General features: G+C 33.2%; 27 protein-coding genes and 1 riboswitch. Of the genes, 22 read left to right on the top strand and 5 right to left on the bottom strand.

Annotated features, from left to right (window positions below; translation table 11 throughout):
* Nucleotides 1–88 precede the first annotated feature (88 nt).
* The 6 genes from EDD63_RS04800 to EDD63_RS04775 all read left to right on the top strand — a co-directional run bounded on the left by EDD63_RS04800 (nt 89) and on the right by EDD63_RS04775 (nt 5,365).
* Complete coding sequence (locus EDD63_RS04800; protein ID WP_134169030.1) at nt 89–430, top strand: PadR family transcriptional regulator; 342 nt, start codon at nt 89–91, stop codon at nt 428–430.
* Complete coding sequence (locus EDD63_RS04795; protein WP_134169028.1) at nt 417–1,337, top strand: permease prefix domain 1-containing protein; 921 nt, start codon at nt 417–419, stop codon at nt 1,335–1,337. Before EDD63_RS04800 ends, EDD63_RS04795 begins: the two co-directional genes overlap by 14 nt.
* Nucleotides 1,338–1,414: 77 nt before the next feature.
* On the top strand, nt 1,415–2,347 hold the full coding sequence (locus tag EDD63_RS04790) for an ABC transporter ATP-binding protein (RefSeq protein WP_134169026.1): 933 nt from the start codon (nt 1,415–1,417) through the stop codon (nt 2,345–2,347).
* Between the two features lies 1 nt (nt 2,348).
* On the top strand, nt 2,349–3,470 hold the full coding sequence (locus EDD63_RS04785; protein ID WP_134169024.1) for an ABC transporter permease: 1,122 nt from the start codon (nt 2,349–2,351) through the stop codon (nt 3,468–3,470).
* Entirely contained in the window at nt 3,457–4,590 is a 1,134-nt protein-coding gene (locus tag EDD63_RS04780; protein WP_134169022.1) for an ABC transporter permease, read from the top strand. The genes EDD63_RS04785 and EDD63_RS04780 overlap by 14 nt, the downstream gene beginning before the upstream one ends.
* 10 nt (nt 4,591–4,600) lie before the next feature.
* Nucleotides 4,601–5,365, top strand: coding sequence for an SDR family NAD(P)-dependent oxidoreductase (locus tag EDD63_RS04775; protein ID WP_134169020.1), 765 nt, complete (start codon nt 4,601–4,603; stop codon nt 5,363–5,365).
* 4 nt (nt 5,366–5,369) lie between these two features.
* Here the strand turns inward: EDD63_RS04775 and murI are convergent, their stop codons facing one another.
* Nucleotides 5,370–6,125 carry a glutamate racemase gene (gene murI, locus EDD63_RS04770; RefSeq protein ID WP_134169018.1) on the bottom strand — a complete coding sequence of 252 codons (756 nt, stop codon included), beginning with the start codon at nt 6,123–6,125 and terminating at the stop codon, nt 5,370–5,372.
* A gap of 26 nt (nt 6,126–6,151) precedes the next feature.
* Nucleotides 6,152–6,976, bottom strand: coding sequence for a Cof-type HAD-IIB family hydrolase (locus EDD63_RS04765; RefSeq protein WP_134169016.1), 825 nt, complete (start codon nt 6,974–6,976; stop codon nt 6,152–6,154).
* Between the two features lie 233 nt (nt 6,977–7,209).
* On the opposite strand from EDD63_RS04765, the gene EDD63_RS04760 reads away from it, so the two are divergent.
* From EDD63_RS04760 to EDD63_RS04730, 7 genes are all read left to right on the top strand, one after another.
* The gene (locus EDD63_RS04760; protein ID WP_134169014.1) at nt 7,210–9,753 is read left to right on the top strand and encodes a DUF11 domain-containing protein; all 2,544 of its coding nucleotides are present in this window, start codon (nt 7,210–7,212) and stop codon (nt 9,751–9,753) included.
* On the top strand, nt 9,753–10,292 hold the full coding sequence (lepB, locus tag EDD63_RS04755) for a signal peptidase I (RefSeq protein ID WP_134169012.1): 540 nt from the start codon (nt 9,753–9,755) through the stop codon (nt 10,290–10,292). Before EDD63_RS04760 ends, lepB begins: the two co-directional genes overlap by 1 nt.
* A gap of 46 nt (nt 10,293–10,338) precedes the next feature.
* On the top strand, nt 10,339–11,538 hold the full coding sequence (locus EDD63_RS04750; protein ID WP_134169010.1) for a DUF7601 domain-containing protein: 1,200 nt from the start codon (nt 10,339–10,341) through the stop codon (nt 11,536–11,538).
* A 22-nt stretch (nt 11,539–11,560) separates the two neighbouring features.
* On the top strand, nt 11,561–12,550 hold the full coding sequence (gene srtB, locus EDD63_RS04745) for a class B sortase (protein WP_134169008.1): 990 nt from the start codon (nt 11,561–11,563) through the stop codon (nt 12,548–12,550).
* Nucleotides 12,522–13,220: a Spy0128 family protein gene (locus EDD63_RS04740; protein WP_134169006.1), complete on the top strand. Its 699-nt coding sequence runs from the start codon at nt 12,522–12,524 to the stop codon at nt 13,218–13,220. The genes srtB and EDD63_RS04740 overlap by 29 nt, the downstream gene beginning before the upstream one ends.
* A 138-nt stretch (nt 13,221–13,358) precedes the next feature.
* Complete coding sequence (locus EDD63_RS04735; protein ID WP_134169004.1) at nt 13,359–14,327, top strand: L-lactate dehydrogenase; 969 nt, start codon at nt 13,359–13,361, stop codon at nt 14,325–14,327.
* Between the two features lie 66 nt (nt 14,328–14,393).
* Complete coding sequence (locus EDD63_RS04730; protein WP_166667549.1) at nt 14,394–15,398, top strand: Mbeg1-like protein; 1,005 nt, start codon at nt 14,394–14,396, stop codon at nt 15,396–15,398.
* 30 nt (nt 15,399–15,428) lie between these two features.
* Here EDD63_RS04730 and EDD63_RS04725 read toward each other — a convergent pair whose 3' ends face one another.
* Nucleotides 15,429–16,256, bottom strand: coding sequence for a histidinol-phosphatase HisJ family protein (locus tag EDD63_RS04725; protein WP_134169000.1), 828 nt, complete (start codon nt 16,254–16,256; stop codon nt 15,429–15,431).
* 132 nt (nt 16,257–16,388) lie between these two features.
* Here EDD63_RS04725 and tmk point away from each other — a divergent pair, with 132 nt between their 5' ends.
* The 5 genes from tmk to EDD63_RS04700 all read left to right on the top strand — a co-directional run bounded on the left by tmk (nt 16,389) and on the right by EDD63_RS04700 (nt 20,481).
* Nucleotides 16,389–17,018: a dTMP kinase gene (tmk, locus tag EDD63_RS04720; RefSeq protein WP_134168998.1), complete on the top strand. Its 630-nt coding sequence runs from the start codon at nt 16,389–16,391 to the stop codon at nt 17,016–17,018.
* A complete protein-coding gene (locus EDD63_RS04715; RefSeq protein WP_134168996.1) occupies nt 17,011–17,964 on the top strand; it encodes a DNA polymerase III subunit delta in 954 nt (317 codons plus the stop codon). Before tmk ends, EDD63_RS04715 begins: the two co-directional genes overlap by 8 nt.
* 3 nt (nt 17,965–17,967) lie before the next feature.
* The gene (gene ricT / locus EDD63_RS04710; protein ID WP_134168994.1) at nt 17,968–18,795 is read left to right on the top strand and encodes a regulatory iron-sulfur-containing complex subunit RicT; all 828 of its coding nucleotides are present in this window, start codon (nt 17,968–17,970) and stop codon (nt 18,793–18,795) included.
* Complete coding sequence (gene rsmI, locus EDD63_RS04705) at nt 18,788–19,636, top strand: 16S rRNA (cytidine(1402)-2'-O)-methyltransferase (RefSeq protein ID WP_134168992.1); 849 nt, start codon at nt 18,788–18,790, stop codon at nt 19,634–19,636. Before ricT ends, rsmI begins: the two co-directional genes overlap by 8 nt.
* 71 nt (nt 19,637–19,707) lie before the next feature.
* Nucleotides 19,708–20,481, top strand: a complete 774-nt coding sequence (locus EDD63_RS04700; RefSeq protein ID WP_134168990.1) for an enhanced serine sensitivity protein SseB C-terminal domain-containing protein — start codon at nt 19,708–19,710, stop codon at nt 20,479–20,481.
* 14 nt (nt 20,482–20,495) lie between these two features.
* On the opposite strand, the gene EDD63_RS04695 is transcribed toward EDD63_RS04700, so the two are convergent.
* Together EDD63_RS04695 and EDD63_RS04690 are read right to left on the bottom strand one after the other, a co-directional pair.
* Nucleotides 20,496–21,725 (bottom strand): FtsW/RodA/SpoVE family cell cycle protein, encoded by a 1,230-nt coding sequence (locus EDD63_RS04695; RefSeq protein WP_134168988.1) that lies wholly within the window; start codon nt 21,723–21,725, stop codon nt 20,496–20,498.
* Entirely contained in the window at nt 21,722–22,147 is a 426-nt protein-coding gene (locus tag EDD63_RS04690; RefSeq protein ID WP_166667548.1) for a GNAT family N-acetyltransferase, read from the bottom strand. The genes EDD63_RS04695 and EDD63_RS04690 overlap by 4 nt, the downstream gene beginning before the upstream one ends.
* A 104-nt stretch (nt 22,148–22,251) precedes the next feature.
* Nucleotides 22,252–22,411, top strand: a riboswitch (M-box (ykoK) riboswitch).
* A gap of 161 nt (nt 22,412–22,572) precedes the next feature.
* On the opposite strand from EDD63_RS04690, the gene mgtA reads away from it, so the two are divergent.
* From mgtA to EDD63_RS04670, 4 genes are all read left to right on the top strand, one after another.
* A complete protein-coding gene (gene mgtA / locus EDD63_RS04685) occupies nt 22,573–25,275 on the top strand; it encodes a magnesium-translocating P-type ATPase (RefSeq protein ID WP_134168984.1) in 2,703 nt (900 codons plus the stop codon).
* A 137-nt stretch (nt 25,276–25,412) separates the two neighbouring features.
* Nucleotides 25,413–26,048 carry a TetR/AcrR family transcriptional regulator gene (locus EDD63_RS04680; RefSeq protein WP_166667547.1) on the top strand — a complete coding sequence of 212 codons (636 nt, stop codon included), beginning with the start codon at nt 25,413–25,415 and terminating at the stop codon, nt 26,046–26,048.
* A gap of 22 nt (nt 26,049–26,070) precedes the next feature.
* Nucleotides 26,071–26,271: a hypothetical protein gene (locus EDD63_RS04675; protein ID WP_134168980.1), complete on the top strand. Its 201-nt coding sequence runs from the start codon at nt 26,071–26,073 to the stop codon at nt 26,269–26,271.
* A 21-nt stretch (nt 26,272–26,292) separates the two neighbouring features.
* Nucleotides 26,293–26,553, top strand: a complete 261-nt coding sequence (locus tag EDD63_RS04670; RefSeq protein WP_134168978.1) for a hypothetical protein — start codon at nt 26,293–26,295, stop codon at nt 26,551–26,553.
* Nucleotides 26,554–26,611: the final 58 nt, after the last annotated feature.

Here is a 26,611-nt window from a genome sequence, read left to right as displayed (position 1 = left end):
TTTATATTTTACTTTACCTGTCGTAGTACATGTGCTAATATTACTATGACAGATGAAGTACATCAGATGGAGTAAAAGGAGGTAAACAATGATTAGTAGTGATGTAAGTCGTGGTTATAACGACACGATGATACTGGCAGTGTTACTAGAAAAAGACAACTATGGATATGAGATATCAAAAGAAATAGAGCAATTATCAAATGGAAAATACAAAATGAAGGAAACAACATTGTATTCTGCATTTACGCGTTTAGAAAAAAATGGATTTATTACTTCCTATTATGGAAATGAAACATTTGGGAAACGAAGAACCTATTACAAAATAACAAATGCAGGAATTGCTTATTACAAAGAAAAATGCGAAGAGTGGGAAGTCACTAAAGAAGTGATTAATCAGTTCACCAAGGGAGAAAAAAATGGAAACAATTAGAGCGTATTTAGAACAGATGTTCAAAGACTTACCAAAAACGAAAGAAGTAGCTGAAATGAAAATGAATCTACAAGATCATATGGAAGATGCGTATCACGAATATCGTGAAGCGGGTATGAGCGAGACAGATGCAATCAAAGAAGTTCTTCAACAATTTGGTGATATGGATGAACTATTAAGAGAGTTAAATATTGAAAAAGAAAGCATTTCAGTAGATGCAAGATATGTATCAAGTGAAGATGCACATACATACATTCGTAAATATAAAAAGCAAACAACTTTAGTTTGTATTGGTTTAGTATGTATCTTTGCAGGATTAAGTTTAGGATATGTATCAAGTGAATTATATTCATTTGACTTTGCAGATGCATTAAGTGGAGTCTTCTTCTTTTTCCCAATTGCTTGTGCTGTAGGATTATTTATTTATGCAGGTATGAGTATGGATGGATATAAATACATGAAAGAAATGATTGAACTTGACTATCAAACAAAAACGGAAATAATTCAAGCATATGAAAAATCAAAATCAACATTTGTTGTTGAAATTATTATTGGTGTGATTTGTTTTATAAGCGCAGTTGCAGGATATACAGTGATTGAATACGTATTTAAGGATGTCATTGCAAATGTAACATTCTTTGCATTAATTGCAGTAGGAGTCGTACTTTGTGTGCATGCGGGAACTACAAAAACGATGTATCGCACATTACTTAATGATAACTACGAAGAACTACAAAAAGAAAAACAAGCAGCAAAAGCAAGTGATAAAGTTGCTTCGGTAGCTTGGATTCTTGCTACAGCTATTTATGTAACATTAGGAATGGTATATGGATGGTGGGCAACAGCTTGGGTTGTTTACTTATTTGCTTTGGCAGTAATTGTTCTTGCTGAAGTCATACATAAATAATCTACAAAGATAGTAAGACTTGTCGTAGACAAAAAGATACTATAAAATAAATTTGTGTTAAACAGAAAGAGGGAATTATGATTGTATCAATTAAAGGGCTCGAAAAGAGTTATGGGGATTTTAAAGCCATTAATGGTTTAGATCTTGACGTACAACAAGGGGAAATCTTAGGACTACTTGGTCCAAATGGTAGTGGGAAGACAACAACAATAAATTGTCTATTATCACTACTGACGTATGAAAAAGGAAGTATTGAAATATTTGATAAACCAATGTCACCAGATGCAAATGACATTAAAAAGGATATTGGTTTGGTCATGCAAAATGTTGCTGTATTTGAAGAATTAACAGTATACCAAAACATTGATTACTTTTGTGGGTTATATATTCAAAATAGTCAAAAACGAAAAGAATATGTAAAAGAAGCGATTCAATTTGTAGGAATCGAAGATTTTCAAAAGAAGTATCCAAAGGAATTAAGTGGTGGATTATTACGTCGTTTAAATATTGCTTGTGGAATTGCACACAAACCAAAGCTTATTATTTTAGATGAACCAACGGTTGCTGTAGATCCACAATCAAGAAATCGAATTCTAGAAAACATTTTAGAATTAAATCGATTAGGAGCAACTGTGATTTATACAACACACTATATGGAAGAAGTGGAACAAATCTGCGACCGTATTGTAATCATGGATAAAGGAAAAGTGATTGCACAAGGAACTAAAGATAGTTTGAAAGAAAGTATATCCATCCGTGAGAAAATCATTTTCGAATTAGAAGATATTTCCCAGGAAATAATCGAAGTACTGAAAGCAAGAGAAGATTTAAAGAAAGTGCAATATGCACATGGATTACTTGAACTTGAAGTACAAAGTAATAATGGAACATTGATTGAAATATTAAACTACTTTAAAAAAGAAAAAGTAGACTTTATAAAGGTACATAGTGAAAGTCCAACCTTGAATGATGTGTTCTTAGAACTTACTGGAACAGAATTGAGAGACTAAGATGCATTTATTCAAGTATCGTTTTCTTGTCTTTACAAGAAATAAGAGTTTTCTGTTTTGGACCTTACTATTTCCAATTGCATTATCATTATTATTTCATTTTGCATTTGGTGGACTTATGGAAGCAGAAAAACTCGATCCAATCGAAGTAGCAGTTGTAGATAAAGGAAATGAAACATTTAAAAGTGTACTTGATACACTAGCAGATGAAGAAAATAATCTACTGATTCTACACGAAACAAGTGAAAAAGAAGCCAATCGAATGTTAGAAGACAATGAAGTCTACGCAATCTTTATTTGTGATAGTAAACCAGAACTACTTTCAATTAATAAAGGGATGAATTTAAGTGTCTTAAAACAGATTGCAAATTCATACATTCAAGTAGAAAGCACAGTTACACAACTTGCAAAAAAAGATCCAACAATGATCAGTGAACAAGTCATTCAAGATGTATCAAGTATGCATACGAATGTAAAAGAAAAAACAGCAGCTGGAGGAAGTAAAGATCCAGTAATGCAGTATTTTTATACGGTAATTGCTATGACGATTCTATATGGTTCATTTTATGGACTGCAAAGTATGAAGGATTCACAAGCAAATCAAAGTGATCGTGCCGTACGCGTAAATGTTGCACCAACAAATAAGTTAAAAGTTGTGTGTATTGATTTTCTAGCGATGTTTATACTTTTGAGTATTGAATTATGTATAGCCTATGCATTTTTAATATTTGTGCTCGGTATTGATTTCGGAAATCAAATGGGATTACTTGTACTTACTTCAGTTTCTGGAATGTTAATGAGTTTGGCATTAGGAATCTTTGTGGGAAGTGTATCAAAGTTGCGAGAAAATACGAATATGACCATATTAAGTATGGGTTCATTATTTAGTTGTTTCTTAGCAGGGATGATGATTAACACAATGCCATACATGCTAGAACAAATTTCACCGCTTATTAAATACATCAATCCTGCATCACTTATTACGAACTCATTTAATATGATGTATTACTATAGTGATATGCAACCTGTGTATATCAACGCATGTGTAATGATTGGTATTGGTGTAGTATTACTGGTGATTTCATATCAAGTATTAAGGAGGAAAACATATGCAAGTCTTTAAGTTATTCTTCCGTATTATATATAAAAACAAGTGGTCAGTCATCATGACATTACTTATTGCGTTTGCAATGTCGTTTATGTTTGTACAAGATAGTGCATCATCGTCAATTGAGACAAAAGCAAAAGTAGTCATTGCTGACCAAGATCAAAGTGAAGCATCCAAAGCACTAACAACGTATTTAAAAGATAAAGTTGAATTACAAGATGTCAAAGAAGCAGACATCGAAGATGCGATGTATTATCGTCAAGTGGATTACGTATTGTATATTCCAAAAGGATATGAAGCATCACTTGATAGTCAAGCAGTTATCGAATTAGAAAAGAAACAATTACCAGACAGTTCATCTGCATATGTCGTGGATAGTTATGTAACAAACTATACAGACACACTGTATGCACATGCAACATATGGAAATAGTGATATCAAGGATGTCATTAAAGCAACCAATGAAGATATGAAAGAAGAAATTGCGTATACAGGCATCCAACAAAAAGATGACTTACCAATTAACTTCTTATTCAACTTCTTGAATTATTCATTCTTTAGTGGACTTATCGCTGCTATTGGAATTGTTATGATTGAATTAAACAAGACAGATATTAAACGTCGCTTGATGATTTCACCAATTTCTAATAAGAGTTATAACTTCCAAATTGCCTTAGCAACTATTGCATTAGGAGCAATCTTTGTATTATGTTCAACAGCGTATGCATATGGTGTATTTGGAAATGCAATGAAAGCTATTGGTAGTCATTTATACATTCTTAACTTAGCGTGTATAGTTGTACCATCACTTGCATTAGGTTATTTACTATGCGTCTTTGTGAAGAAACGTGAAGTCATTGGTGGAATGCAAAATGTTATTAGTTTATTCTTAGCCTTTGTGAGTGGTAGTTTTGTTCCTCAAGCATTATTAACAGATGGCGTACTTATGGTTGCAAAATTCACACCAAGTTACTATTTTGTTAGAAATAATGATCTAATTTTCGAATTGACTAAAATGAATAGTAAGCAATTAACACCAATTTATCAAAACATGGGAATTACCTTATTGTTTGGTATTGTGATATTTGTTGTAGCTTTCATTATCCAAAAACGAAAACGTAAAAACATCATCTAAGGAGTCATACATGAACGCATTAATTACTGGTACAACAAGTGGAATTGGATATGAGTTAGCAAAGTTATTTGCTAGTGATGGATACAATCTTATCCTTGTTTCACGTAGCAAATTAAAACTGGAGCAACAAAAAGCAGAACTTGAGCAAGCATATAACATTCAGGTACAAATTTATGTACTTGATTTAAGTCAACCAAATGCAGCCAAGTTACTATATAACGAAATCAAAGATCCAGTAGATGCACTTGTAAATAATGCGGGATTTATGGAGTATGGAGCATTTGTGCATAGCGATTTACAAAAACAGATGGAAATGATTCAACTACAAAACAATTTCCTTACGGAGCTATGTCATTACTATGTTCCAGATATGGTAAAACATCAATATGGGAGTGTACTCAATGTCGCTAGTATGGCTAGTTTTGTTGGGTTAGAAAATGCAGCTGTGTATGGAGCAGTAAAAGCATATATTCTTTCATTTACGAAAGGACTTCATAATGAGTGTAAACCATACAAGGTAAAAGTAAGTGCATTATGTCCAGGAGCAACAAGAACACTATTTGCATCGAAATCAGATGCAGAAGATACACACTTGTTTACCATGCATGTCATGGAAGCACAGAGTGTTGCGAAAACCGCATATCGGGGACTGAAGAAAAATAAGATGATGATTATTCCTGGTGTATACAATAAAATAGGGTATATCTGCACAAAACTCTTACCAAATGTTTTCGTAAATAAAGCAGTTTCGTATATTATGGCAAGAAAAAAGTAGACACCTAAGCATCTACTAATTGATAACTAAGTGGAAGTTTCGATTCATCCGAATTGAATATTTCCACTTTTTGTTTGTGGTTTCCTAGATTTCCATCGATTTCCAATAAATGTTTTAATTGTCGAGCGGTTCCTTCATTTCCATCAATCATTTGTACATTATGGTTAAAGTAATTCTCGATTTCTTGTTTTACAAATAGAAAGTGTGTACAACCTAATACAATACTATCGATTTGACGATCCTGAATGAGATCTTTATATACATCGATTTGCTTATTTACTCTTGATTGGACATCCTGCATTCCATGTTCCACGATTTCAACAAATTCAGGACATGGCATTTTTAAAATCGTACTATTATTTGCATAATTAGCCATTAATGATGCAAACTTTTTTTCTTTTAACGTTAAGGGTGTTGCCATCACAATAATATTCTTATTTTCTTTATTGTGTGCAGCTACCTTTAAGGCAGGTTCCATTCCAATAATTGGAATACTATAACGTTTACGAAGTTCAGTAATTGCAACACTTGTTGCAGTATTACAAGCAACTACGATCGCTTTAGCATTTTTTTGAATAAAGTAGTCACAGATTTCAATGCATCGAGCAAGGACATCTTCTTTTGGCTTGGTTCCATATGGTGCATGTAAAGAATCACCATAGTATATATAATGTTCGTTTGGCAAGATTGTCAAACATGTGTTAAGGACGCTGATTCCACCAAGTCCAGAATCAAAAACGCCAATTGGATTATTATTCATGTGTATCACCTTGCTTCATTATATCACTACTTCTTTGAAAATACATATTCTTCAAGTATATGCATAATCGCATCTTCATTATTTGTATAAGGAAGTACAACATCAGAAAGTTCTTTGATTTCTGGAATTGCATTAGCAACAGCAATACTTAAACCTGCACTCTTCATTAATCCAACATCATTGAAATTATCACCAACACCGATAGTTTGTTCAATTGGGATATTCAAATGCTTTGCTAATGCAGCTAATCCAGTTCCTTTATCTACATGCAAAGGGTTGATTTCCATATATCGATTACTTGAGTAGCTTACACAAACTTTACCTTCAAATACATGGGTATGCGTAGCTTCATATTCTTGGAATTCTGGAATTCCACCCTCTTTAACAATTAGGATCTTTAACACTTCTTGATTTTCAAAAATTGAATAGTCTGTGTCATCTACAAATTGCATACGATTACCAAAACTAAAAAGACGTTCTTTTTCATCAGGAGTTACTTGAAAAACATATACTTTTTTAGGCGTAAACACTTCTACACAGTATCCCTTTTCAGTTGCATCCGTAAATATCGACTTTCCATTTTCAAAAGGAATACTTGTTGCTGAAATGATGGCTTCACTTTTATTTTGAATCACAATTGATCCGTTTGCTAGTATGCTGTAGTTATGATCATCATTGATATGTAATTCATCATAAAGATTTGCTAGAAATCCCGGTGCACGTCCACTACAAGGAACAATATAGATTCCTTGTTCTTGTGCTTTATAGATTGCTTGTTTGGTTTTCAATGAGACTTCGTGGTCATCATTAAGTAATGTTTCATCTAAATCTGTAGCTATTAATTTATACATAATCTTACCTCTGTTTCATTATACAGGTTTTATAGAGATTGGTAAAAAATATAGAATAAAATAATCTGTATATTTCGCACAAAACACGCATAAAACGCATTTTATGAAGAATCAAATAGATTGACGTATTTATGGTGAACGATTATAATAAACTATGTATATTTTCACATTAGTTAGAATACGAGCAAAGAAAATATTAGGAGATAGAATAAGTGTATGATGGGATGTGACGTATGGTAGGGAAAACAAACAAAAAGAATTTAACTTGGTTAATCCTGGTTTTTTTTATTGTGGTCGCTTCTTTGCTTAGTAAAGTACCGATTCAAGCTAAAGAAGAAACTGAAAGAAATGAAGAAATATCATTGTTATCAAGTGGAAATGTTGGAATTACAATTAATGAATTTATAATAGAAACGAGTCAAGGATATAATATGACAAACTATGCAGCGATGCTTGATGGAGATATGATCAATGCATCAATAGATTGGACAGCTACTACACAAAATAGTAGTTTCCAAGAAGGAGATTCTGTCATATTTGACTTTTTAGTAAGCGACAATATCAATTACTTGTATAGTAATACAGCGTACAGTAATCTTGTAGATAGTAATGGAGTGACCGTAGGACAATGGCGAATTAATGCTAGTACATCTGGAGAAAGAACTACAGGAACAATAGAAATGAAGTTTGATGCTTCTACAAGTAAAACACTAAGTGGAACATTAGTTACAGGATTTAATCATAAGGTAAACATGCCAAATGCCACAACAAGTATTAATGGTACAGTGCGCATCGGAGATTTATATCGAAATGTTCTATTTTGTAAGAATGATTACACAACAGATCAATTATTGGTAACGAAATCAGTAATCAATAAAACAAGAGATCCAAATCATCCTGGTTGGGCTGGTGATACCTTAGAATATACAATTTCTGCAGAAAATAAAACTGGTGCAGATTTGAAAGAAATTCTATTTTTTGATGAGTTAGATATGTTTAGTAAATTTTCACCAGTGTTAGTAGAGTATTATAAACAGCCAGAAGAAGAACAAGTAGTGGATATTTATGTTAACGATGTACTGCAAGAACAACCTGGAGTTAAAAAAACAATGGGTGGACTTACACAACGTTATGGAAGCTATAATATTCCTGCAGGTGCTACAGTCAAAATGAAATATAGAGTAGAACTAAGAAGTATCGAAGATGCTGCTAATGCCGCAAAAGGAAGTGGAAAACTTTCTACAGCTGTTTTGGGTGGATACCAAAAGAGTATGGAAAATAGAGTTACTGTAGGTGGAGTTGAAGCACAAGCAAATATTGATCTACAATTTCCAAACTTATATGTTGGAAAATTTGTTACAGATGGACCAGATGGAAATAACTTTGCTGAACCAAACGATACGATAACATATACGATAGTTGTATCAAACTATGGTGGTGCTACATATGAGAATATGGTAATTAAAGACCCATTAGAAGGAATCTATGATTATTTCGTATATCCTGATAATCAAGAGGTAACCATAATAAAGAAAAAATCGTCATCAGAAGGTAACCCAACTGAAATTGGTAGGTCATCAACTACAATTAAAAAATTAATGTCAGGAGAATTAAGTGTTGATTTAGAATCGGGATATGAGTTTGAAGTTAAATTCAGTGTCGTAATGAAAGATGAAGCTTCTTTAAAAGCATTGGGATTTGATAATATCGATAGATTCAAAAACACAGTGTATGCTGGTATCAATGATACTGAAGTTGATGCTTATACAAAAATGGATGTTTCCATAGATAAGAAAATGACAAAGGTATGCGATGGTGTATGCGATGATGAAATCGTACGACCAGGTGATAAAGTCAAGTTCGAGTTCTTTGTAACAAATAATTCAGTAATAGGAATTAATGACGTTCCTTTGCAACTGATATTAGGTAATACTGCTCAGTATTTTGACTTACAGAAAAGTTTTGAAAGTGATCCTAATATTTATGTAGCATATGAAGATGATAGAGATGATGCAATATGGAAGAATAGTTTACATCTAATTTATGAAGGTGGATTTAAACTTTGGATGGGGGTTGGTGAGTCACAGAAAGTAACTGTAACTTTGGTAGCAACAGAAACCTTAGGAGCTGGAAATTTTGATTTGAATAAATTAAATGATGAGCTAAATGGACAATTAACTAACACAGTAATTGTAGATAATAGATTTACAGCAACAGATTCAATAGCTGCAGGTTCGCCAATTATTTCTATTAATAAAAGTGTTATCGATACGAATGGTGATAATTATGCTTCACCAAAAGAGGACTTATACTATAAGATTTTAGTTCGTAATGAGACAGGAGCAACTTTGTCGGATAACACAAAGGTAAAAGATACATTAAGTAACTTATTGCCTTATATTGAAAATCCACAAAATACAATTGTTACAATGAAATATACAAATAAAAACAATGTTGTAACAACCGATGAAACACATAAAGTATCTGAGTTGATGAATGGAATGTCTATATACTTAGATATTGGTGAAGAAGTGGAACTATCATTCAAGTGTACATTAAAAGGTAAGAATGATGTTCCAACAGGAATTACGTTAGAAAATACTGCAAGTGCAAATAAACTAACATCAAGTGTATCAATTACAACTTCAAGCAAGGAGTATCCAGCAACTGCATTTGATGATGATATCAATATTTGGTATCTTCTCTTAGGTATTGGTGGAATGATGATTGCTACATGGATGATTTATTCTATACGTAAGAAAGTTAGGTATCATTGATGGATGAAAAAAAGAAAGTGGCAAAACAAAGACCACCAAAACATCCACCAACGGTAAAAAGCGAACTGCTTCGACTGTTAACAAAAATATTAGTTGTAATTTTAATATTTGTTGTATTGTTTAATTTTGTATTTGGAATTCAACGAACTGCAGATAATACAATGTCACCGTCCATAAAAAATGGAGATATAGTATTGTATTATCGATTTGATAAGCATTATGTTGCTAGAGATGTCGTTGTTATTACATACGAAGGTAAAACACAGTTACGAAGAGTTGTTGCCGTGGCAGGTGATACAGTAGATATCACTGAAGACGGATTAATGATTAATGGTTCACTGCAGTATGAACCAGAAATAACAAAAGAAACGCTTCCATATGTTGAAGGAATAAAATTCCCAGTAACTTTAAAAGAGGATGAGGTATTCCTATTAGCTGATGATCGAAAAGACTCCCTAGATAGTCGAGTCTATGGTCCAGTAAATGTAAAAAACATAAAAGGAAAAGCGATTAGTTTCTTCAGACGAAGAGGACTATAAATAAATGTGTGTTTATAAAACAGAAAGATAAAGAGAGGAAAAAGAAATGTTTAAAAGAAAATCAAGAGTATTATACGGAGTACTGGCATTCTTAATGGCAGTAGGATTATTCGTAAGTGGAGGAACGTCAAAAGTATTAGCAGCTGACTTATTCACTAATCAGATTACAATTACCAAGACAATTAAAAAAGACTTAGGAACTACAACACCTACTATGAATGTTCAGTATGCATTCGAAAAAAAGGGTTTTAATGAATCAACAGATACAGGAAACTTACCAGCTATTGCTAACGTAACTGTATCATTTACTTCTGCAAGTACTGAATCAACAAATGGTGATGTGGTTACAGTAACTGCAAGTGAAGAAATTGTACTTCCTAGTGTAGGAGCAGGAGGGTTTAGTAAAGCAGGTGAATATATTTATCAAATTACTGAACAAACGCCATCTGTGCCGGGTACTGCTTCAATAACAGATGCACCAGAAGTTTATCGTATGCACGTTTATGTTGTTAATGATTTCGATAATGGTGGATTGAAGTTACAAGGTGTTGCAGTATATAGCACGAAAGTTGTAGATGGAAATATTGTAGATGCAGATAAAATTGATGGTGGTACTGCAGGAGCAACAATTCCATTTTCTGGAGTATATAGAAAAATTGCAGGAAGTGCAATTCCAACAGAATCATTCACTTTGAGCAAAACAACAACAGGAGATTTAGCAGATTTAACGCAAGAATTTGATTTCACACTTAATTTCAAGTCTTCATCATTACATACAGAATCACAAACATATGATTACAAAGTTGTTGATAAAGATGGTGATGTAAGTGGGAAATCAGGACAATTTACACTAGCAGGAGCAAACAAAAAGGCAGAAATTAAAGTAAAGCTAAAACATGGAGAAACTGTTGTAGTTGAGAATTTACCTACAGGTACAACTATGGATGGAGTTGAAACTGCTTCAACATCATACAAGCCTTCAGCTGTACTGAAAACAAATGGTGCAGAAGTTAAATTAGAAGGTTACGATAAAGGGGATAGTTTAATTATCCGTGCAGACAAAGATACAGAATATAGCACACTATTAGGAGAAAAGGAAAATAGTGTTGCAGTTACGAATACATTTGATTCAACAAGTATCACTGGTATTTTATTAGATAACTTACCATTTATTATCCTAATCGTTGTTGGTGCAGCAGGATTTGGATACTATGCAGTAAACAGAAAGCGTAACGCAGTACGTTAAGTCTGTTTAAGACAAAATCCATATGAAAGATGTAAATAAAAAAGAAGCTTTCATTGATGATAAAAAAGAACGACAAATTAAAATTATTCGTGGTTTTAGCACAATAGTTGATTATGTAGTAATGTTCATTTTTCTCTTACTTATGATATTTGGTTGTTATTCCATATGGGATAACAACCAAGTTGTAGGAGAAGCAGGTGCAACCCATTATGAAGCATATAAACCAACAAGTGAAGATACGACGTCATTTGAAGAACTTCAAGAAATAAATGATGAAGTCATTGCTTGGTTAAATGTATATGGGACTCAAGTTGATTATCCTGTTACACAAGCAAAAGATAACTCGAAGTATTTAAATATAAATGCAAAAGGTGATTTTTCACTAGCAGGAAGTTTGTATCTAGATTATAACAACAATCCAGACTTTTCAGATTTCAATAGTATTATCTATGGACATCATGTTGAAAAAAATGCGATGTTTGGAAACCTAGATAAATTTCAGGATAAAAAAGTTTTTGATACTTATAAGTATGGGAATTTATTTGTTCGTGGTAAAGATTATGGTATTGAGTTTTTTGCGTATGTGGAAGCAGATGCATATGATCTTAGATTATATAATCCAGATATTAAAGACAAAAAACAACAAGAAGAATACCTTTCGTATCTTCTTTCTATCTCAACATATTCGCGAGATATTAAAGTTAGTACAAGTGATCGAATTCTCTTGTTGAGTACTTGTGCAAGCGATGCAACAAACGGACGATATATTTTAGTTGGTCGACTGGGGGATGAAATATTTAAAGACTCATTCTCAGACAATAAAATAAGTGAGATGAATAATGATTCGTCTTTTTCAAATAGCAGTTTATTTGGAATTAGTATATTTGTGATTTTGATTCTTTTATTACTATTACTTTTATTATTGTATTTATGGTTACGTAGAAAAAGAAGAAATGATCAAGAAGAAGCGGAAAGGATAGAGGATGCAGAAGGTAACAAAAAAATGGATTAAATTTTCTATATGTTGTTTGTTGCTTTTTGTTGCTGCAATCCACACGATAGAAAATACGCATGTGTATGCCGCAAATAAAGAAGTTTCGATTATTCTACCGTTACGACAAGTCGTAACTACAGAAACTACAAAAAATGTTGAAGATTTTAGTTTTGATTACTGTCTGGAAGCATTAAGTGAAAATGCTCCATTGCCTGATGGTAAAGATGGATCAACTTATACCTTTTCCTTAACAGGTAACATGGAAAAGAATATCGGAGTAATTCGATATGAAAATGTTGGTGTTTACAAATATTCACTGTACCAAATTCACATGGATGACTTAAAGAATTTTACATATGATACCAAAGTATATACACTCACCGTATATATTAAATGGGACCGTGATGGAGATTTAATTGCTGAAATTATTGGAGATAATGGAAGTGGTGAAAAACCTGAAAAATTAGAATTTGTGAATACATATAAAAAGACTGTAATAGATGATACTACTGATGATAAAAATGATGGCAAAAAAAGTAATGAACAATATTCTGATGGAGATGGAAAACAACCTGATACAGGAGATGTAACTCGAACTAAAGACTACATAGCTTGTATTCTCATTTCAGCTATCGTAATACTTGTTCTCTATAAATCAAGAAAAAGAGAAAAACAAAATCTTACATAAATTAATAGATGAACTAGTTGGAAATGTAGATTCTTCAACTGGTTCATTTTTTTAAGTGGAATAAAAAGGATAATTCATAACATTGGTAGAAATGATAGGAAGCATGTACAATAAAGTAAAGAACAGGAGAAGGATATTATGAGAACAATCAAAGATCGAAAAGTTGTACTTGTAGGAACAGGATCTGTTGGAATGAGTATGGCGTATACATTATTAATGGCGAATGGTATTGATGAACTTGTGCTTATCGATGTCAATGAAGGAAAAGCAAAAGGAGAAGCAATGGACTTAAGTCATGGGCTTCCATATGCTCCAAATTCAAAGATGGTTATTAAGTCAGGTGGATATGAAGAGTGTAAGGATGCCAATATCATTGTGGTAACTGCAGGAGCAAACCAAAAACCTGGACAATCACGTTTAGAGCTAACTGCAATCAACACACGAATTATGAAAGAAATTTGTGAGGAAATCAAAGCAAGTGGCTTTAATGGGGTGCTTGTTATCGCAAGTAATCCAGTAGATGTATTAACATGTGTTGCCCAAGAAGTGACTGGACTTCCACATAACCAAGTATTTGGTTCTGGAACATCACTTGACTCTGCCCGTTTACGTTTCTTAATGAGTGATTACTTGGGAATTAACCCAAGAAGTATTCACGCATATATCTTAGGAGAACATGGAGATTCAAGTTTCGTATCATGGACAAACTGTTATGTAGGTGCCAAAAGCTTACTTGACTATATCGATGAAAAAGGAAAAGACTTCAACGATTTATTAGATATTTATAAAGAAGTACGTGATGCTGCATATGAAGTTATCGAGTTAAAAGGTGTCACAAACTATGGAATTGGTTTATCATTAAATAAGATTGTACTCGCAATTTTAAATAATGAAGATATTGTAATTCCAGTAAGTGCATATCAAAATGGAGAGTATGGTCAAAAAGGACTATACATTGGTGTACCGGCAATTATATGTCGGAAAGGGGTAAAAGAAGTGATTAAATTACCACTAAATGAAGTAGACCAAGGAAAATTTGATAAGTCATGTGAATCATTAAAGAAAGTGTTCACTGAAACAGCATTACCAGTTATTCAAGAAGTATAATGTACAAAGGGAGTTGATCAAATGTCCGATATTTTTCGATACATCCAAAAATATCAAAACAGGAGTTTGAATGAACTCCCTTTTACGCATGTTGATGCACTAATTTTAGCTCAACTCAGTTATATTGAGTATAAAGAATTACGCGATGTATATAAGAAACCAAAGCTAAAACAAATTGCGCATCTATTAGATTTACAAGAAGTAGAAGCAGGGTATTTAAGTGGGAAAGATAATCGACGGTTACTACTTGCACTTGCTCATGCAAAGCGATATCAAAATATACAACTGATTAATGAAACTAAAATTATCAAGGAAGAAACGTGTGAACAGTTTCATGCACTAACGTTTTCTTATAAACAAATGTATTACATTGTATTTGAAGGAACAGACACCTCCATATTAGGGTGGAAAGAAGATTTACATATGTTATTGTATCCAGCTGTTCCTGCGCAACAAGATGGTGTACTTTATCTTGAACAAATGCTTAAATATCCATTTAAAAAAGCAATTGTGATTGGACATTCGAAAGGTGGAAGTATTGCCACCTATGCATCGTTACATGCAAATAAAAAAGTACAACGAAAAATTCAAGCGATCTATAATTTTGATGGACCAGCTTTACAAAGTATTGAATCACTTGAACCTATTCAAAATCGCTATTATAAGTTTGTTACACAAGCAACATTTTTTGGTTTGTTTTTTGAAAATGAAGAGAACTATCGCATAGTGAAAAGTAATGAGAGATGGTTATTGCAACATAATTTATATACATGGATGATAGAGGATGCTGACTTTATATATCTTGATCAACTGGATAATCGTTTCTATCAAATCAATCGAAAGGCAAGAGATGCTCTACTTAGTTTGACACATCAAGAACGTGAAACATTTATAATAAGTCTTAGTGAAATACTTGAGGATAATCAAATAACTGATGTAGCACAATTAACAGACTCATGGCCACAAACATCAATTATGTTACTACGTTCACTAACAAAAGTCGAAAAAGAAAAACGTGATGCAATTATGAAAACCGTTGGTTTAGTAGTATCAGAAATGTTAAGACGATAAAAAAACGAGGGACATTAAATATCTCTCGTTTTATAATGCATGGAAGATTGGTTTCATTTTTTCAAATGTACAATATTGACTAAAGCCAATTTCTTTTAAAATAGTAGCTACTTCTTCAAAGTGATCCGCTACTCGATTTGCAGTATGTGCATCAGAGCCAAGTGTAATAATAGTTCCTCCTAATTCATAATATAGTTCAAGAATTTCACGTGCTGGTGTTAAATCAGGCAATTTATAGGCAAAACTTGAAGTATTGACTTCAATTCCTTTTCCATCAGCAATAACAATTTTTAATATTTTTGTAATAATGTCTTTGCTTTTTTCAAAGGGATAATGATTTGGAATATAGCGTTCTAAGTGGTCTAAGTGACCTAAAATTGAATAATCTTTATAGGAGTTTACAAGGGTATATAGTTCTTCATAATATCCCATGCTCATCTCATCTTCATCCTTACCTTTTTGGTAGTCATATGTCCAAAACTCTTTATCATCAATTTCATGACAAGATAAAATAACAAAGTCCAAATCTAAACGATCGTATAGTTTTTGGTAAGTATCGATACGATGACGTTGCATTCCAAACTCTAAACCGATACGAATCGTCAGTTCATCTTTGTAGTCTTGTTGTAGTTGTGTCAATGTTTTCATATATAAAGGGTAATCAACATTACGTTGTGTTGAATCCACATTTGGATGTTCAGGATCATCATGGTCGAATTTTACTCCATAATCCACATGTTCAGTAAAACATATTTCCTTAACACCTTTAGCTTTCGCTTGTTCAATAATATTTTCTAAGCGTTCTTCAGAATCATTCGAAAACAGCGAATGAATATGGAAATCTGCGATATAGTTCATAAGTACTCTCCATTCATAGGTATTATTTTAGCACAAAGATTTCAACTCTCAACTATCATAATGTATCTTTACGCTTTAATACGTAAAAGCAGAAAGAAAAATGGTATAATAATCAGTGAACGTGAGGTATGTATGCAAAAAGGTACATTTATAACATTTGAAGGAAATGAAGGTTGTGGAAAAACAACGATTTCTACAAAAATATATGAGCAGTTAATTGAAGAAGGATACGATGTGATTCAAACCAGAGAACCTGGTGGGATTGAGATTGCTGAAAAAATTCGAGAATTAATTCTTGATCCTGAACATACTGCAATGGATGCGCGAACAGAAGCATTACTTTATGCTGCTGCACGTCGTCAACATTTAGTTGAAAAAGTGATTCCTGCACTAGAAGCTGGAATGATTGTGTTATGTGATCGTTTTATTGATTCGTCATTAGCATACCAAGGGGTAGCTAGAGGTCTTGGGATTGAAGAAATCTATCAAATGAATCAATTTGCAATTGCAGATACAATGCCTGATGCAACCTTATTATTGAAAGTGGATCCTGAAAATGGATTGCAACGAATTGCATCAAGAAAACACTTAGATCGCTTGGATCAAGAAAGTGAAAGTTTTCATTACCTAGTTGCAAAGGGGTATGATGAAGTCGCTAAATTGTATCCAAAACGAATTACTGTCATTGATGCAAATCAAAATGTTGAAGCTGTATATGCAGATACATATCGAAAGGTGAAAGAAGTAATTGATCATGTTTAAAGAACGTTTAAAACGCGAACAACCAAGAGTATATCAAGTGCTTGAAAATGCATTATTAAATGATCGTTTGGCACATGCATATATGTTTGTTGGAGATCAAAATACACCAAAAAAAGAAACCGCGATGTTACTTGCACAAAGTTTGGTTTGTCAGAGTGTGGGGTTTGCTGATGAGACATGTGATACTTGTCAAAGAATCATGCACCACAACTATGCAGATTTTATTTATTTAGATGGAACTACAACATCGATCAAAAAAGATGATGTGATAAAACTAAAAGAAGAATTTGCTAAAACCAATTTGGAAAGTGTAGGAATGAAGATCTATATTATTGATCATGCAGAAAACACAACACCAAGTGCATTAAATAGTTTGCTGACATTTTTGGAAGAACCGACCAGTCCAGTTATGGCAATTTTATTAGTTGAGCATCCAGATCAATTGCTAGATACAATTAAATCAAGATGCCAAATGATACATTTTCATAAGCAAAAAGATGGAACGGTGTTTGATCAATTAAAAGAAGAAATGGATGCGTATGATGCATATTTACTTTCCCACATGCAAGTGGATTTATCCAACATTATTGCGATTGAAGAAAGTGATGAGTATCAGCATGCACGTTATCTATTTGAAACGTTTGTGAAAAAAATAAGCAATCGGGATCGTGATGTTAACGTACTCATCCAACAAGGGTTCGCTAAAGGGAAACGTGATGTTCGCTTAGTCGCAAAATATATGTTTGAAATGTTAGTGAGTTTAGGTAAGGATAAGTTGATGCAACAACATACAGGGATTACAAGTTATGATCAATTATTGGATGCTATCGATGATTTATTAGCAACAAAGTTCATGGTTGTATGCAATCAAATGAAAGATAAAAATCGTAAAGGGGTAAATATCGCTTTATTGATGGATGAATTTTTATATGAAATGGAGGTGTAAAGGATGAGTAAAAAAGATGCATTTACACATGTCGTTCCAGTTAGTTTTGAAGAACATGGACGTGCATATACATTCGGTGCAACACAAAATGATTTTCAATCTGGAGATTTAGTTGTCGTTGAAACCGTTCGTGGAATTGAGATGGCACATGTTTCTGGAGATGTTGTTTCAATCGAAGAACATAAAGGAAAGATGGAACTTAAGCCTATACTTAGAAAAGCAAGCAAGAAGGATAAAGAGCGTTTTGAGGTAAATAAGGAAAAAGCAAAGGAAGCACTAAAAACTTGTGATGCAGAAATTAAAAACTTAAATCTAGATATGAATTTAATTGAAGCAGAGTATACATTGGATCAAAGCAAGATTACCTTTGTTTATGTTGCAGAAGAACGTGTAGATTTCCGTGAATTATTGAAACGTTTAGCATCAATTTTCCATTGCCGTATTGAACTACGTCAAGTAGGACCACGTAATAAAGCAAAAATGATTGGTGGTCTTGGGCAATGTGGACAAGAAACATGTTGTTCAAGATATATGAGTGATTTTGAAATGGTTTCGATTAACATGGCAAAAAACCAATTGTTGGCACTGAATATTCAAAAGTTATCAGGACAATGTGGAAAGTTAAAATGTTGTCTACGCTATGAAGATAACTTATATACAGAAATGCGCAAAGATTTACCAAAGATCAATTCACGAATTGAGTTCAATGGAAAACAATATCGAATTACAAGTTACAACTTATTATTAAAACAAGCGAAAATTGAAAATAAGGAGGACATCCAGTTTGTAGATATCAATGTTCTATTACCGGATGTAAAACTTTATGATTAGACAAAAAAGTTTTCATAATGAAAAAGCAACGCTTTATGTAGTTGCTACTCCAATAGGAAATCTACAAGAGATGACACCACGTGCGATTGAAGTTTTAAGAGAAGTTGATGTGATTGCTGCTGAAGATACACGCAATACAAAAAAACTATGTCATCACTTTGGCATTGATACAAATATCATTGCACATCATTTACATAATGAGAATGAAAGTGTAAAAGGAATTCTTAAACTTCTTGAGGAAGGAAAAAATATTGCCTTAGTTAGTGATGCAGGATATCCGTGTATTTCTGATCCTGGACATATTTTAGTTGAGAAAGTAATCGCTGAAGGATACAATGTCGTACCGATTTCTGGAAGTAGTGCATGTTTAAATGCACTTGTAGCTAGTGGGCTAATACCACAACCATTTGTATTTTATGGATTTATGGATGCAACAGAAAACAAACGTGCTAAATTTTTAGAAGAAGTAAAAGGGCTTCCATATACGATGATTTTCTATGAAGCACCACATCGTATTGAAAAGATGTTAACAACAAGCTTACAAGTATTGGGAGATCGCAATATTTGTTTAGCTAGAGAACTAACAAAAATGCATGAAGAATTTATTCGTGGAAAGATCAGTGAAGTTCTTGAAGTTGTTGATGATATCAAAGGTGAAATGGTTGTTGTTATTGAAGGTTGCGACAAAGAAAAAGATGTCATGCCTTTACCATTGCTAAAAGAAAAAGTAGAACAATATATGGAAAACGGAATGAGCAGTAAAGAAGCAATCAAAAAGGTTGCAAAGGAACAAGGTGTTTCAAAGAATTACTTGTATCGTGAATTCCATAATGAAGCATAAAGATAAGTCGACAGTCATGTCGGCTTATTTTGCGTTATAATACATATAAGTGATGTAAAAGAGGGAAACGTATGAGAGAAGATTATGATGTAAATAAACCGGTGGTCAATCCAAAGCTTGTTGCTTGTATGAAACAGTTGAAAGAGCAACCAACCAAAGAAAATGAACTCGCATTTTTTCAAGAATTGGAACAGGCGATATTTTTAGTGCCAGTAAAACTGGATGCAAAAACAAGAGAACAAGATGGAAATCAAACAGTATTAGAAAAAGGCTCAACAATTAGTTTTGTGGGAATTACAAATGCAAATAATGAATATTATCTGCCTTACTTTACCGATTGGAATGAATTAGGTAAATGGCTCAAACAAGAAGGCCAACAAACACTCATGGTATCTTTTGAAGATGGAAAATCATTAGTGGTAAAAAATGAAGCATATGCAGGACTTGTCATTAATCCGTTTACTGAGAATTTCTTATTTACCAGAGATATGTTATCTGGTGCGAAAAAAGTTGTTGTTGAAAAGGAAACTTCTGTGCAAATCGGAATTCCTGCGAAATATCCAACGAAACTCATTGATGCAGTAAAAGAATTATTACCAACATTAAAAAGTGTTTCGAGTGCATACTTGCTATATATGATGAAAGATGGCGAAGGTAGTTATTTGATGGTGGTTGATACAACGCAAAAGGAAGTTGATTTTCCTAAGATTGGTCGTTTAGCACCACAATATTTAGATAAAGGTGAATTTTTAGATATGGTTGAATTGCAAAGTGACTTTGGTCAAAGTGCAGTGAAAAGCTATGAACCTTTCTATAAGAAGAAAAAATCTTGGTTTAGAAGATAAAAAAAGTTATCGGACTAATATACATAGTCTGATAACTTTTTTGCTTTTAATGATGCATTCATAATAATACCAAAGGCAATCATGAAGGATAACATACTAGAACCACCTGCACTAATAAGTGGAAGAGTGATTCCGGTTATTGGTAATAAACCAACAACCATTCCAATGTTTTCTAATTGTTGAATGATGAACATGGCTAGAAAACCAATGACCATCAATTTCTCAATATTGTTTTTTGACCTGGATGCAATAATATATAGTCGTACATCCAAAGCAACACATAAACCAACTACAAATAAACAACCGATAAATCCAAAGTTCATTCCAATAACTGCGAAGATGAAATCTGTATGTGGTTCTGGAAAACTGATAAGACTGGCTTGGAAACCATGTCCAAATAAACCACCAGAACCCATTGCAAGTAGGGATGAGTATAGTTGTAAACCAACACCAGTTGAATATTCTTCAGGATATAGCCAACCATAGATACGTTTAACTTTATAACTATCACCAAATATTTTTACAAATAATAGTTGATTGAAATAAAATAGATATAAGAATAGCACAACTGCAGCGACAACTACGATTCCACCAAAGATTAACCATTCTTTACGAATTCCAGAACAGATAACCATAACCATAATCGAGAATAGAATCAAAATGAAGATTCCGGTATCTGGTTGTAGAAGAATAAGTATAGCAGGAACTAAGATCCATTTTAATAACTCAATAAATAAATGAATATCACTTTCAAAGGAATCATCTTCCTTCATTTCATTATGTTGCTCAATCACATAAGCACTAATAATAATTAGCATAACCTTCATAAACTCAGAAGGTTGTATGTTTAGTAAGGGTATTTGTAACCACGCGGTTGAACCGTTTACTGGAGAAGCGAGTGGCAAATAGCGACCAGTGAAGCGATAGACCACTTGACTGGACATAAACAAATACACCAGACATGCTAAGAAAATGAAATAGCCAATCTTCGCAAAATCAAAGAGATTATCATTACCGAAATAAATGATTACGGCAATGATGATGACTCCTAGAATATAAAATAGAATCTGTTTTGTCAGTACACCATCTAGTCCCCATAAACTTAAGTAAACAGGTAAAAGTGGTTTACAAGCAGCAATGGTGATAATTGAAGCCACAAAGAATAGTACTATGATTAACGATAAGATGTAATCAAACTTTTGTGGTTGGCGAACCCTTGAAAGGTTTTGTCTTCTTCCACTCATAATTGCTTCACCATCATTTTATGTTCGATATGTGCATCGAAGAAGATATCACCAAATCCAACATACCCATTTCTTTCATAAAAAGGCATTGCAGTTACTTGTGCACCAAGCTCAAGTTGTTTTGCATTTGCTTGACGAGCAAGTATTTCTACTTGTTGTAACATATAACTTCCATACTGATGCTTACGTGCTTCTTTTTTAATGGCTACACGTCCTACGTGCCATGAATCATCTTCAATGATGACTCTACAAGTACCAACGATTTGCTCACTGTCATCATAGAGTACATATTGATCACATAAGCCATCAGTATCATCAATTTCAATACTTGGATCTACTTCTTGTTCAATCACAAATACGTCAATTCGAATACGCATAAGTTGAAATATTTCTTTTTGTGTCGTTGCTTTCTTAAATTTCATAATATCATTATAATAGCATAGAAATGGACATTCTACCATAAGCGGAAAGTGAAGATTTCGTGGATAAAGGTTGTACATTTTGGCATATCGCGTTATGATGTGTCTAGAAAAACCGGTAAGTAAGGTTACTGTAGGGATACGGGTTGCTGCCGCAAAATAGTGGAGACACTATGCGCAGGTTAGCAGGGATGATCGATTCAAGGTCATACTTAATGCAATTTCATCGCCCTACAGAGCTAAAGCTCAAACGGAAATGTCATAGTTTTTTAATGCCGTTTTCTTTTGAGAGCGGCTTTTTCTATGTTTGAAAGGAGTGAGTCACATGGACGAAGGACCAAAGCAGAGGCAAATACAAGATATATGGCATGGTATAACATGTGACGATTACAGTCACTTGTTGTAGCCATCCCAAGGGAGGTAACTAGATGACTGTATTTAAAAAACGTAAAGAAGAAGCAAAAAAAGCAGAAGTAAAAAAAGCAAAGGCTTTAAAAGCTAGACTAAAACAAGCAGCAAAATTACCCATTATGAATTTGCTAGATATGCTTGATAGTAGTATGGATGGATTTGATGAAACACATGTAGAAGAACAAATGGAAATGTTTGGAGAAAATGTACTGACTAGTAAACAACCCGATAATGTATGGAAACGCTTGTTTGATGCATTTATCAATCCATTTAGTTTGATTTTGATTATTTTAGTTGTGATCTCGTATTTCACAGATGTTGTGTTAATGCCAGATAAAAAACAGGATTGGACAACCATCATTATCATTTCCATTATGGTAATTAGTAGTGGCTTGTTACGATTTATCCAAGAAAATCGTAGTAGTAAAGCAGCAGAAAAACTCAACGAAATGATTGAGAATACAACGCGAGTTAAGCGTAAAGGAAAAGTTGCAACAGAAGTACCAATTAATGAAATTGTTGTTGGTGATATTGTGTATTTAGCAGCTGGCGATATGATTCCAGCAGATATGCGACTTTTCCAAACCAAAGACTTATTTATCCAACAAAGTAGTTTAACTGGTGAAAGTGCTCCAGTTGAAAAGTTTGCTGATCATGAACAAGATGATAAACCAACCATTGAATATGAGAATCTCGTATTTATGGGAAGTGATGTTGTATCAGGTTCAGCTATTGGTATTGTGGTTGCTGTGGGAGATGAAACACTTATTGGATCTATTTCCCAGGAAATACAGGAAAAAGAAGAAACAAGCTTTGAAAAAGGAATGAACCATGTATCATGGATACTTATTCGTTTCATGCTTGCCATGGTACCGATTGTTTTCTTCATTAATGGATTTAGCAAAGGTGACTTTGTTCATGCATTAATGTTTGCGATTTCCATTGCAGTAGGATTAACTCCAGAAATGCTGCCAATGATTACCACAACCTGTTTAGCAAAAGGTGCATATCAAATGTCCAAACAAAAGGTAATTGTGAAAAATGTAAATTCAATACAAAACTTTGGAGCAATGGATATTCTTTGTACAGACAAAACAGGAACAATTACCCAAGATAAAGTTGTATTGCAATATAACTTAGATGTTAATGGAAATGAAGATGATCGTGTGTTACGTCATGGATTTTTAAATAGTTACTATCAAACTGGATTGAAGAACTTTATCGATATCGCGATCATTAATAAAACACAAGAAAAAGAAATGTTTGAAGATATTGTCGATCGCTATGAAAAAGTTGATGAAATTCCATTTGATTTTAATCGAAGACGTATGAGTGTTGTTGTAAAAGATCATCAAGGAAAAGTACAATTGATCACAAAAGGAGCAGTAGAAGAAATCTTACATATTTGTACATATGTAGAGCTTGATGGACAAGTCATGAAATTACATGAAGACATGAAAGACCGTGTTGTTCAAGTAGTAGATCGACTCAACAAAGAAGGAATGCGTGTAATTGCAGTTGCACAAAAAACAAATCCAAAAGACGTTGATGCCTTTGGTGTGCAGGATGAACAAGAGATGGTACTGATTGGTTATTTAGCATTTCTTGATCCACCAAAACCGACAATGAAAGCTGCCATTGAAGCCTTACATTATTATGGAGTGAATGTAAAGGTCTTAACTGGTGATAATGATGTGGTGACACAAGCAATCTGTAAACAAGTAGGTATGGATGTACAAGATATCTTACTGGGTAGTGATTTAGAAAATATGAGTGATGAACAAATTAAAGATAAAGTGGATACGGTTGATATCTATGCAAAGCTATCTCCCCAACAAAAATCACGTCTAGTTCGTCTTATGAAAGAAAAAGGACATGCAGTTGGCTTTATGGGAGATGGAATCAATGATGCACTTGCAATGAATCAAGCAGATATTGGAATTTCAGTAGATACAGCAGTAGATATTGCAAAAGAAAGTGCAGATATCATTTTATTAGAAAAGGATTTAATGGTATTAGAAAAAGGTATTCTTGAAGGAAGAAAGACCTATGGAAACATGATGAAGTATGTCAAAATTACAGCGAGCTCTAATTTTGGAAATATGTTCTCTGTATTAATAGCAAGTGCCTTCTTACCATTTCTACCGATGGATCCAGTGCAATTAATCCTACTTAATTTGGTGTATGATTTATCCTGTACAGCAATTCCATGGGATCACATGGATCCAGAATACTTATTAAAACCAAGACGTTGGCAAGCAGATGGCATTTCTAGCTTTATGAAATACTTTGGACCGATTAGTTCCATCTTCGATATTCTTACATATATATTACTTTACTTTGTGATTTGTCCAATGGTATGTAATGGATTGATGTATCATCAAATAAGTGATCCATCAATGCAACTTTTATATGTTGCTGTATTCCAAACCGGTTGGTTAATTGAATCTATGTGTACACAAACCTTTGTGATTTGGTTGATGCGTACAAGTAAAATACCATTTATTCAATCACGACCATCGGCAATACTTATGAGCCTTACAACAATCTCTGTGCTATTCATTATTGCACTGCCATACACACCACTTGCAAGTTACTTTGAATTGACTGGATTACCAGTTATTTACTTTGCATGGATGTTTGGTTTAATGTTCTTATACTTTGTTGGTGTAAGCATTATGAAAAAGATTTATATCAGAAAATATGGAGAATTACTCTAAGGGCGAAAGGCCCTTTTTTTAACGTCAAAAAAGAATCAAAGCATAAAAAATAAAAAAATTATAAAGAAATTGTTGATATTCGACCGTTGGTCGAGTAATATATGCATATAGACCGGCGGTCGACAAAGGAGAAGGACATGTCAAACACACAAGAATTCGATATCAAACGAAATGAAATACTTGATACTGCTGAAGCACTATTCACAAGTAAGGGATATGAAGATACAACCGTAAATGCCATTCTAAAAGAAGTTGGAATTGCAAAAGGAACCTTCTATTATTATTTTCAATCAAAAGAAGAAGTTATGGATGCAGTAATTATGCGATTTATTGATGAAGACTTACAAACAGCAACAACCATTATGGATAAACAAGAGCTAGGTGCAATGGATAAATTGCTGCAATGTATCTTCAGTAAACCAAAAACAGACAATAAGAAAGTAATGATTGAACAACTTTATGAAGCAAACAATGCACTGATGAAACAAAGAACATTGCAAAGAACTATTGAAGTAATTTGTCCAATCTATGCGCAAATTATTGAAGAAGGAAATGCAAATGGTGAGTTTATATCTAAGCAACCATTAGAAGATATTCAATTTCTAATTGCAGGAATTCAAACACTATTTGATTTGAGTCATATTCAAGGATCTACAATTGAAATACAAATAGAAAGTGTTGTAAATGCAATCTTTCAGATGCTTGTAGTTAATGAGCAAAAAACTAGTAAAACCAAAGTTATAGAAACAATAAACAAACATATAAAGGCCTAGAAAAGGCGAGGAGGAAATGTATATGAAAAGAAATAAGTTAGTTGTGGCATGTGTCATGTTAGTAGGAATTGGGTTAGTATCACAAGTAGTGGAAAGAAATTTAGATAAACCAGCAATTCAAAAGTATGTAGAAACAAGTTTTAAAGAGACAGATGATGATAAAGACACATTCGATTTCAAAGATGAAAAAGAGACAAATATCTTTGAATGGATCGGATTTTAAGGAAAGTAGAGGGTAAATAAAATGAACTACACGAATGTAATTAATGAAGTAATGAAACAAACAGGAAAAGATAAAGAAATATGTACAAAGATTGCAGATGCATATGAAGAATATTGTACTAAAGAAATTAAGCGACCATTCAAACCAGAAGTTGATGCTGATATGGTAAGTTGGATAGCAAATAAAACTGGTTATGCACATGATGATGTAGCAAACATTCTGCAAGTTCTTGTTGGTGTTGTTAGAGGTGGAATTCGTAAAAAAATTCCATTTATGAAATAGAAAATATATAAACGATGAGGGCAAGTGCCCTTTTTGTTTAGGAATGATGGATTCTAGA

This window comes from Breznakia blatticola, from assembly GCF_004365815.1.
Classification (GTDB): domain Bacteria; phylum Bacillota_I; class Bacilli_A; order Erysipelotrichales; family Erysipelotrichaceae; genus Breznakia; species Breznakia blatticola.
Note: the sequence above shows the minus strand (reverse complement) of the source record. Positions and strands in the feature narration are given on the sequence as shown.

Bases quoted from the DNA above. Each gene is read 5' to 3' on its own strand.
- tmk (WP_134168998.1), top strand. From the start codon at position 16,389: ATGCAAAAAGGTACATTTATAACATTTGAAGGAAATGAAGGTTGTGGA.
- EDD63_RS04795 (WP_134169028.1), top strand. From the start codon at position 417: ATGGAAACAATTAGAGCGTATTTAGAACAGATGTTCAAAGACTTACCA.
- EDD63_RS04790 (WP_134169026.1), top strand. From the start codon at position 1,415: ATGATTGTATCAATTAAAGGGCTCGAAAAGAGTTATGGGGATTTTAAA.
- EDD63_RS04690 (WP_166667548.1), bottom strand. From the start codon at position 22,147: ATGAAATTTAAGAAAGCAACGACACAAAAAGAAATATTTCAACTTATG.
- ricT (WP_134168994.1), top strand. From the start codon at position 17,968: ATGAGTAAAAAAGATGCATTTACACATGTCGTTCCAGTTAGTTTTGAA.
- EDD63_RS04670 (WP_134168978.1), top strand. From the start codon at position 26,293: ATGAACTACACGAATGTAATTAATGAAGTAATGAAACAAACAGGAAAA.
- EDD63_RS04780 (WP_134169022.1), top strand. From the start codon at position 3,457: ATGCAAGTCTTTAAGTTATTCTTCCGTATTATATATAAAAACAAGTGG.
- EDD63_RS04735 (WP_134169004.1), top strand. From the start codon at position 13,359: ATGAGAACAATCAAAGATCGAAAAGTTGTACTTGTAGGAACAGGATCT.
- EDD63_RS04680 (WP_166667547.1), top strand. From the start codon at position 25,413: ATGTCAAACACACAAGAATTCGATATCAAACGAAATGAAATACTTGAT.
- EDD63_RS04695 (WP_134168988.1), bottom strand. From the start codon at position 21,725: ATGAGTGGAAGAAGACAAAACCTTTCAAGGGTTCGCCAACCACAAAAG.
- EDD63_RS04700 (WP_134168990.1), top strand. From the start codon at position 19,708: ATGAGAGAAGATTATGATGTAAATAAACCGGTGGTCAATCCAAAGCTT.
- EDD63_RS04675 (WP_134168980.1), top strand. From the start codon at position 26,071: ATGAAAAGAAATAAGTTAGTTGTGGCATGTGTCATGTTAGTAGGAATT.
- srtB (WP_134169008.1), top strand. From the start codon at position 11,561: ATGAAAGATGTAAATAAAAAAGAAGCTTTCATTGATGATAAAAAAGAA.
- EDD63_RS04740 (WP_134169006.1), top strand. From the start codon at position 12,522: ATGCAGAAGGTAACAAAAAAATGGATTAAATTTTCTATATGTTGTTTG.
- EDD63_RS04765 (WP_134169016.1), bottom strand. From the start codon at position 6,976: ATGTATAAATTAATAGCTACAGATTTAGATGAAACATTACTTAATGAT.
- EDD63_RS04760 (WP_134169014.1), top strand. From the start codon at position 7,210: ATGGTAGGGAAAACAAACAAAAAGAATTTAACTTGGTTAATCCTGGTT.
- mgtA (WP_134168984.1), top strand. From the start codon at position 22,573: ATGACTGTATTTAAAAAACGTAAAGAAGAAGCAAAAAAAGCAGAAGTA.
- murI (WP_134169018.1), bottom strand. From the start codon at position 6,125: ATGAATAATAATCCAATTGGCGTTTTTGATTCTGGACTTGGTGGAATC.
- rsmI (WP_134168992.1), top strand. From the start codon at position 18,788: ATGATTAGACAAAAAAGTTTTCATAATGAAAAAGCAACGCTTTATGTA.
- EDD63_RS04800 (WP_134169030.1), top strand. From the start codon at position 89: ATGATTAGTAGTGATGTAAGTCGTGGTTATAACGACACGATGATACTG.
- EDD63_RS04785 (WP_134169024.1), top strand. From the start codon at position 2,349: ATGCATTTATTCAAGTATCGTTTTCTTGTCTTTACAAGAAATAAGAGT.
- EDD63_RS04725 (WP_134169000.1), bottom strand. From the start codon at position 16,256: ATGAACTATATCGCAGATTTCCATATTCATTCGCTGTTTTCGAATGAT.
- EDD63_RS04750 (WP_134169010.1), top strand. From the start codon at position 10,339: ATGTTTAAAAGAAAATCAAGAGTATTATACGGAGTACTGGCATTCTTA.
- EDD63_RS04775 (WP_134169020.1), top strand. From the start codon at position 4,601: ATGAACGCATTAATTACTGGTACAACAAGTGGAATTGGATATGAGTTA.
- lepB (WP_134169012.1), top strand. From the start codon at position 9,753: ATGGATGAAAAAAAGAAAGTGGCAAAACAAAGACCACCAAAACATCCA.
- EDD63_RS04715 (WP_134168996.1), top strand. From the start codon at position 17,011: ATGTTTAAAGAACGTTTAAAACGCGAACAACCAAGAGTATATCAAGTG.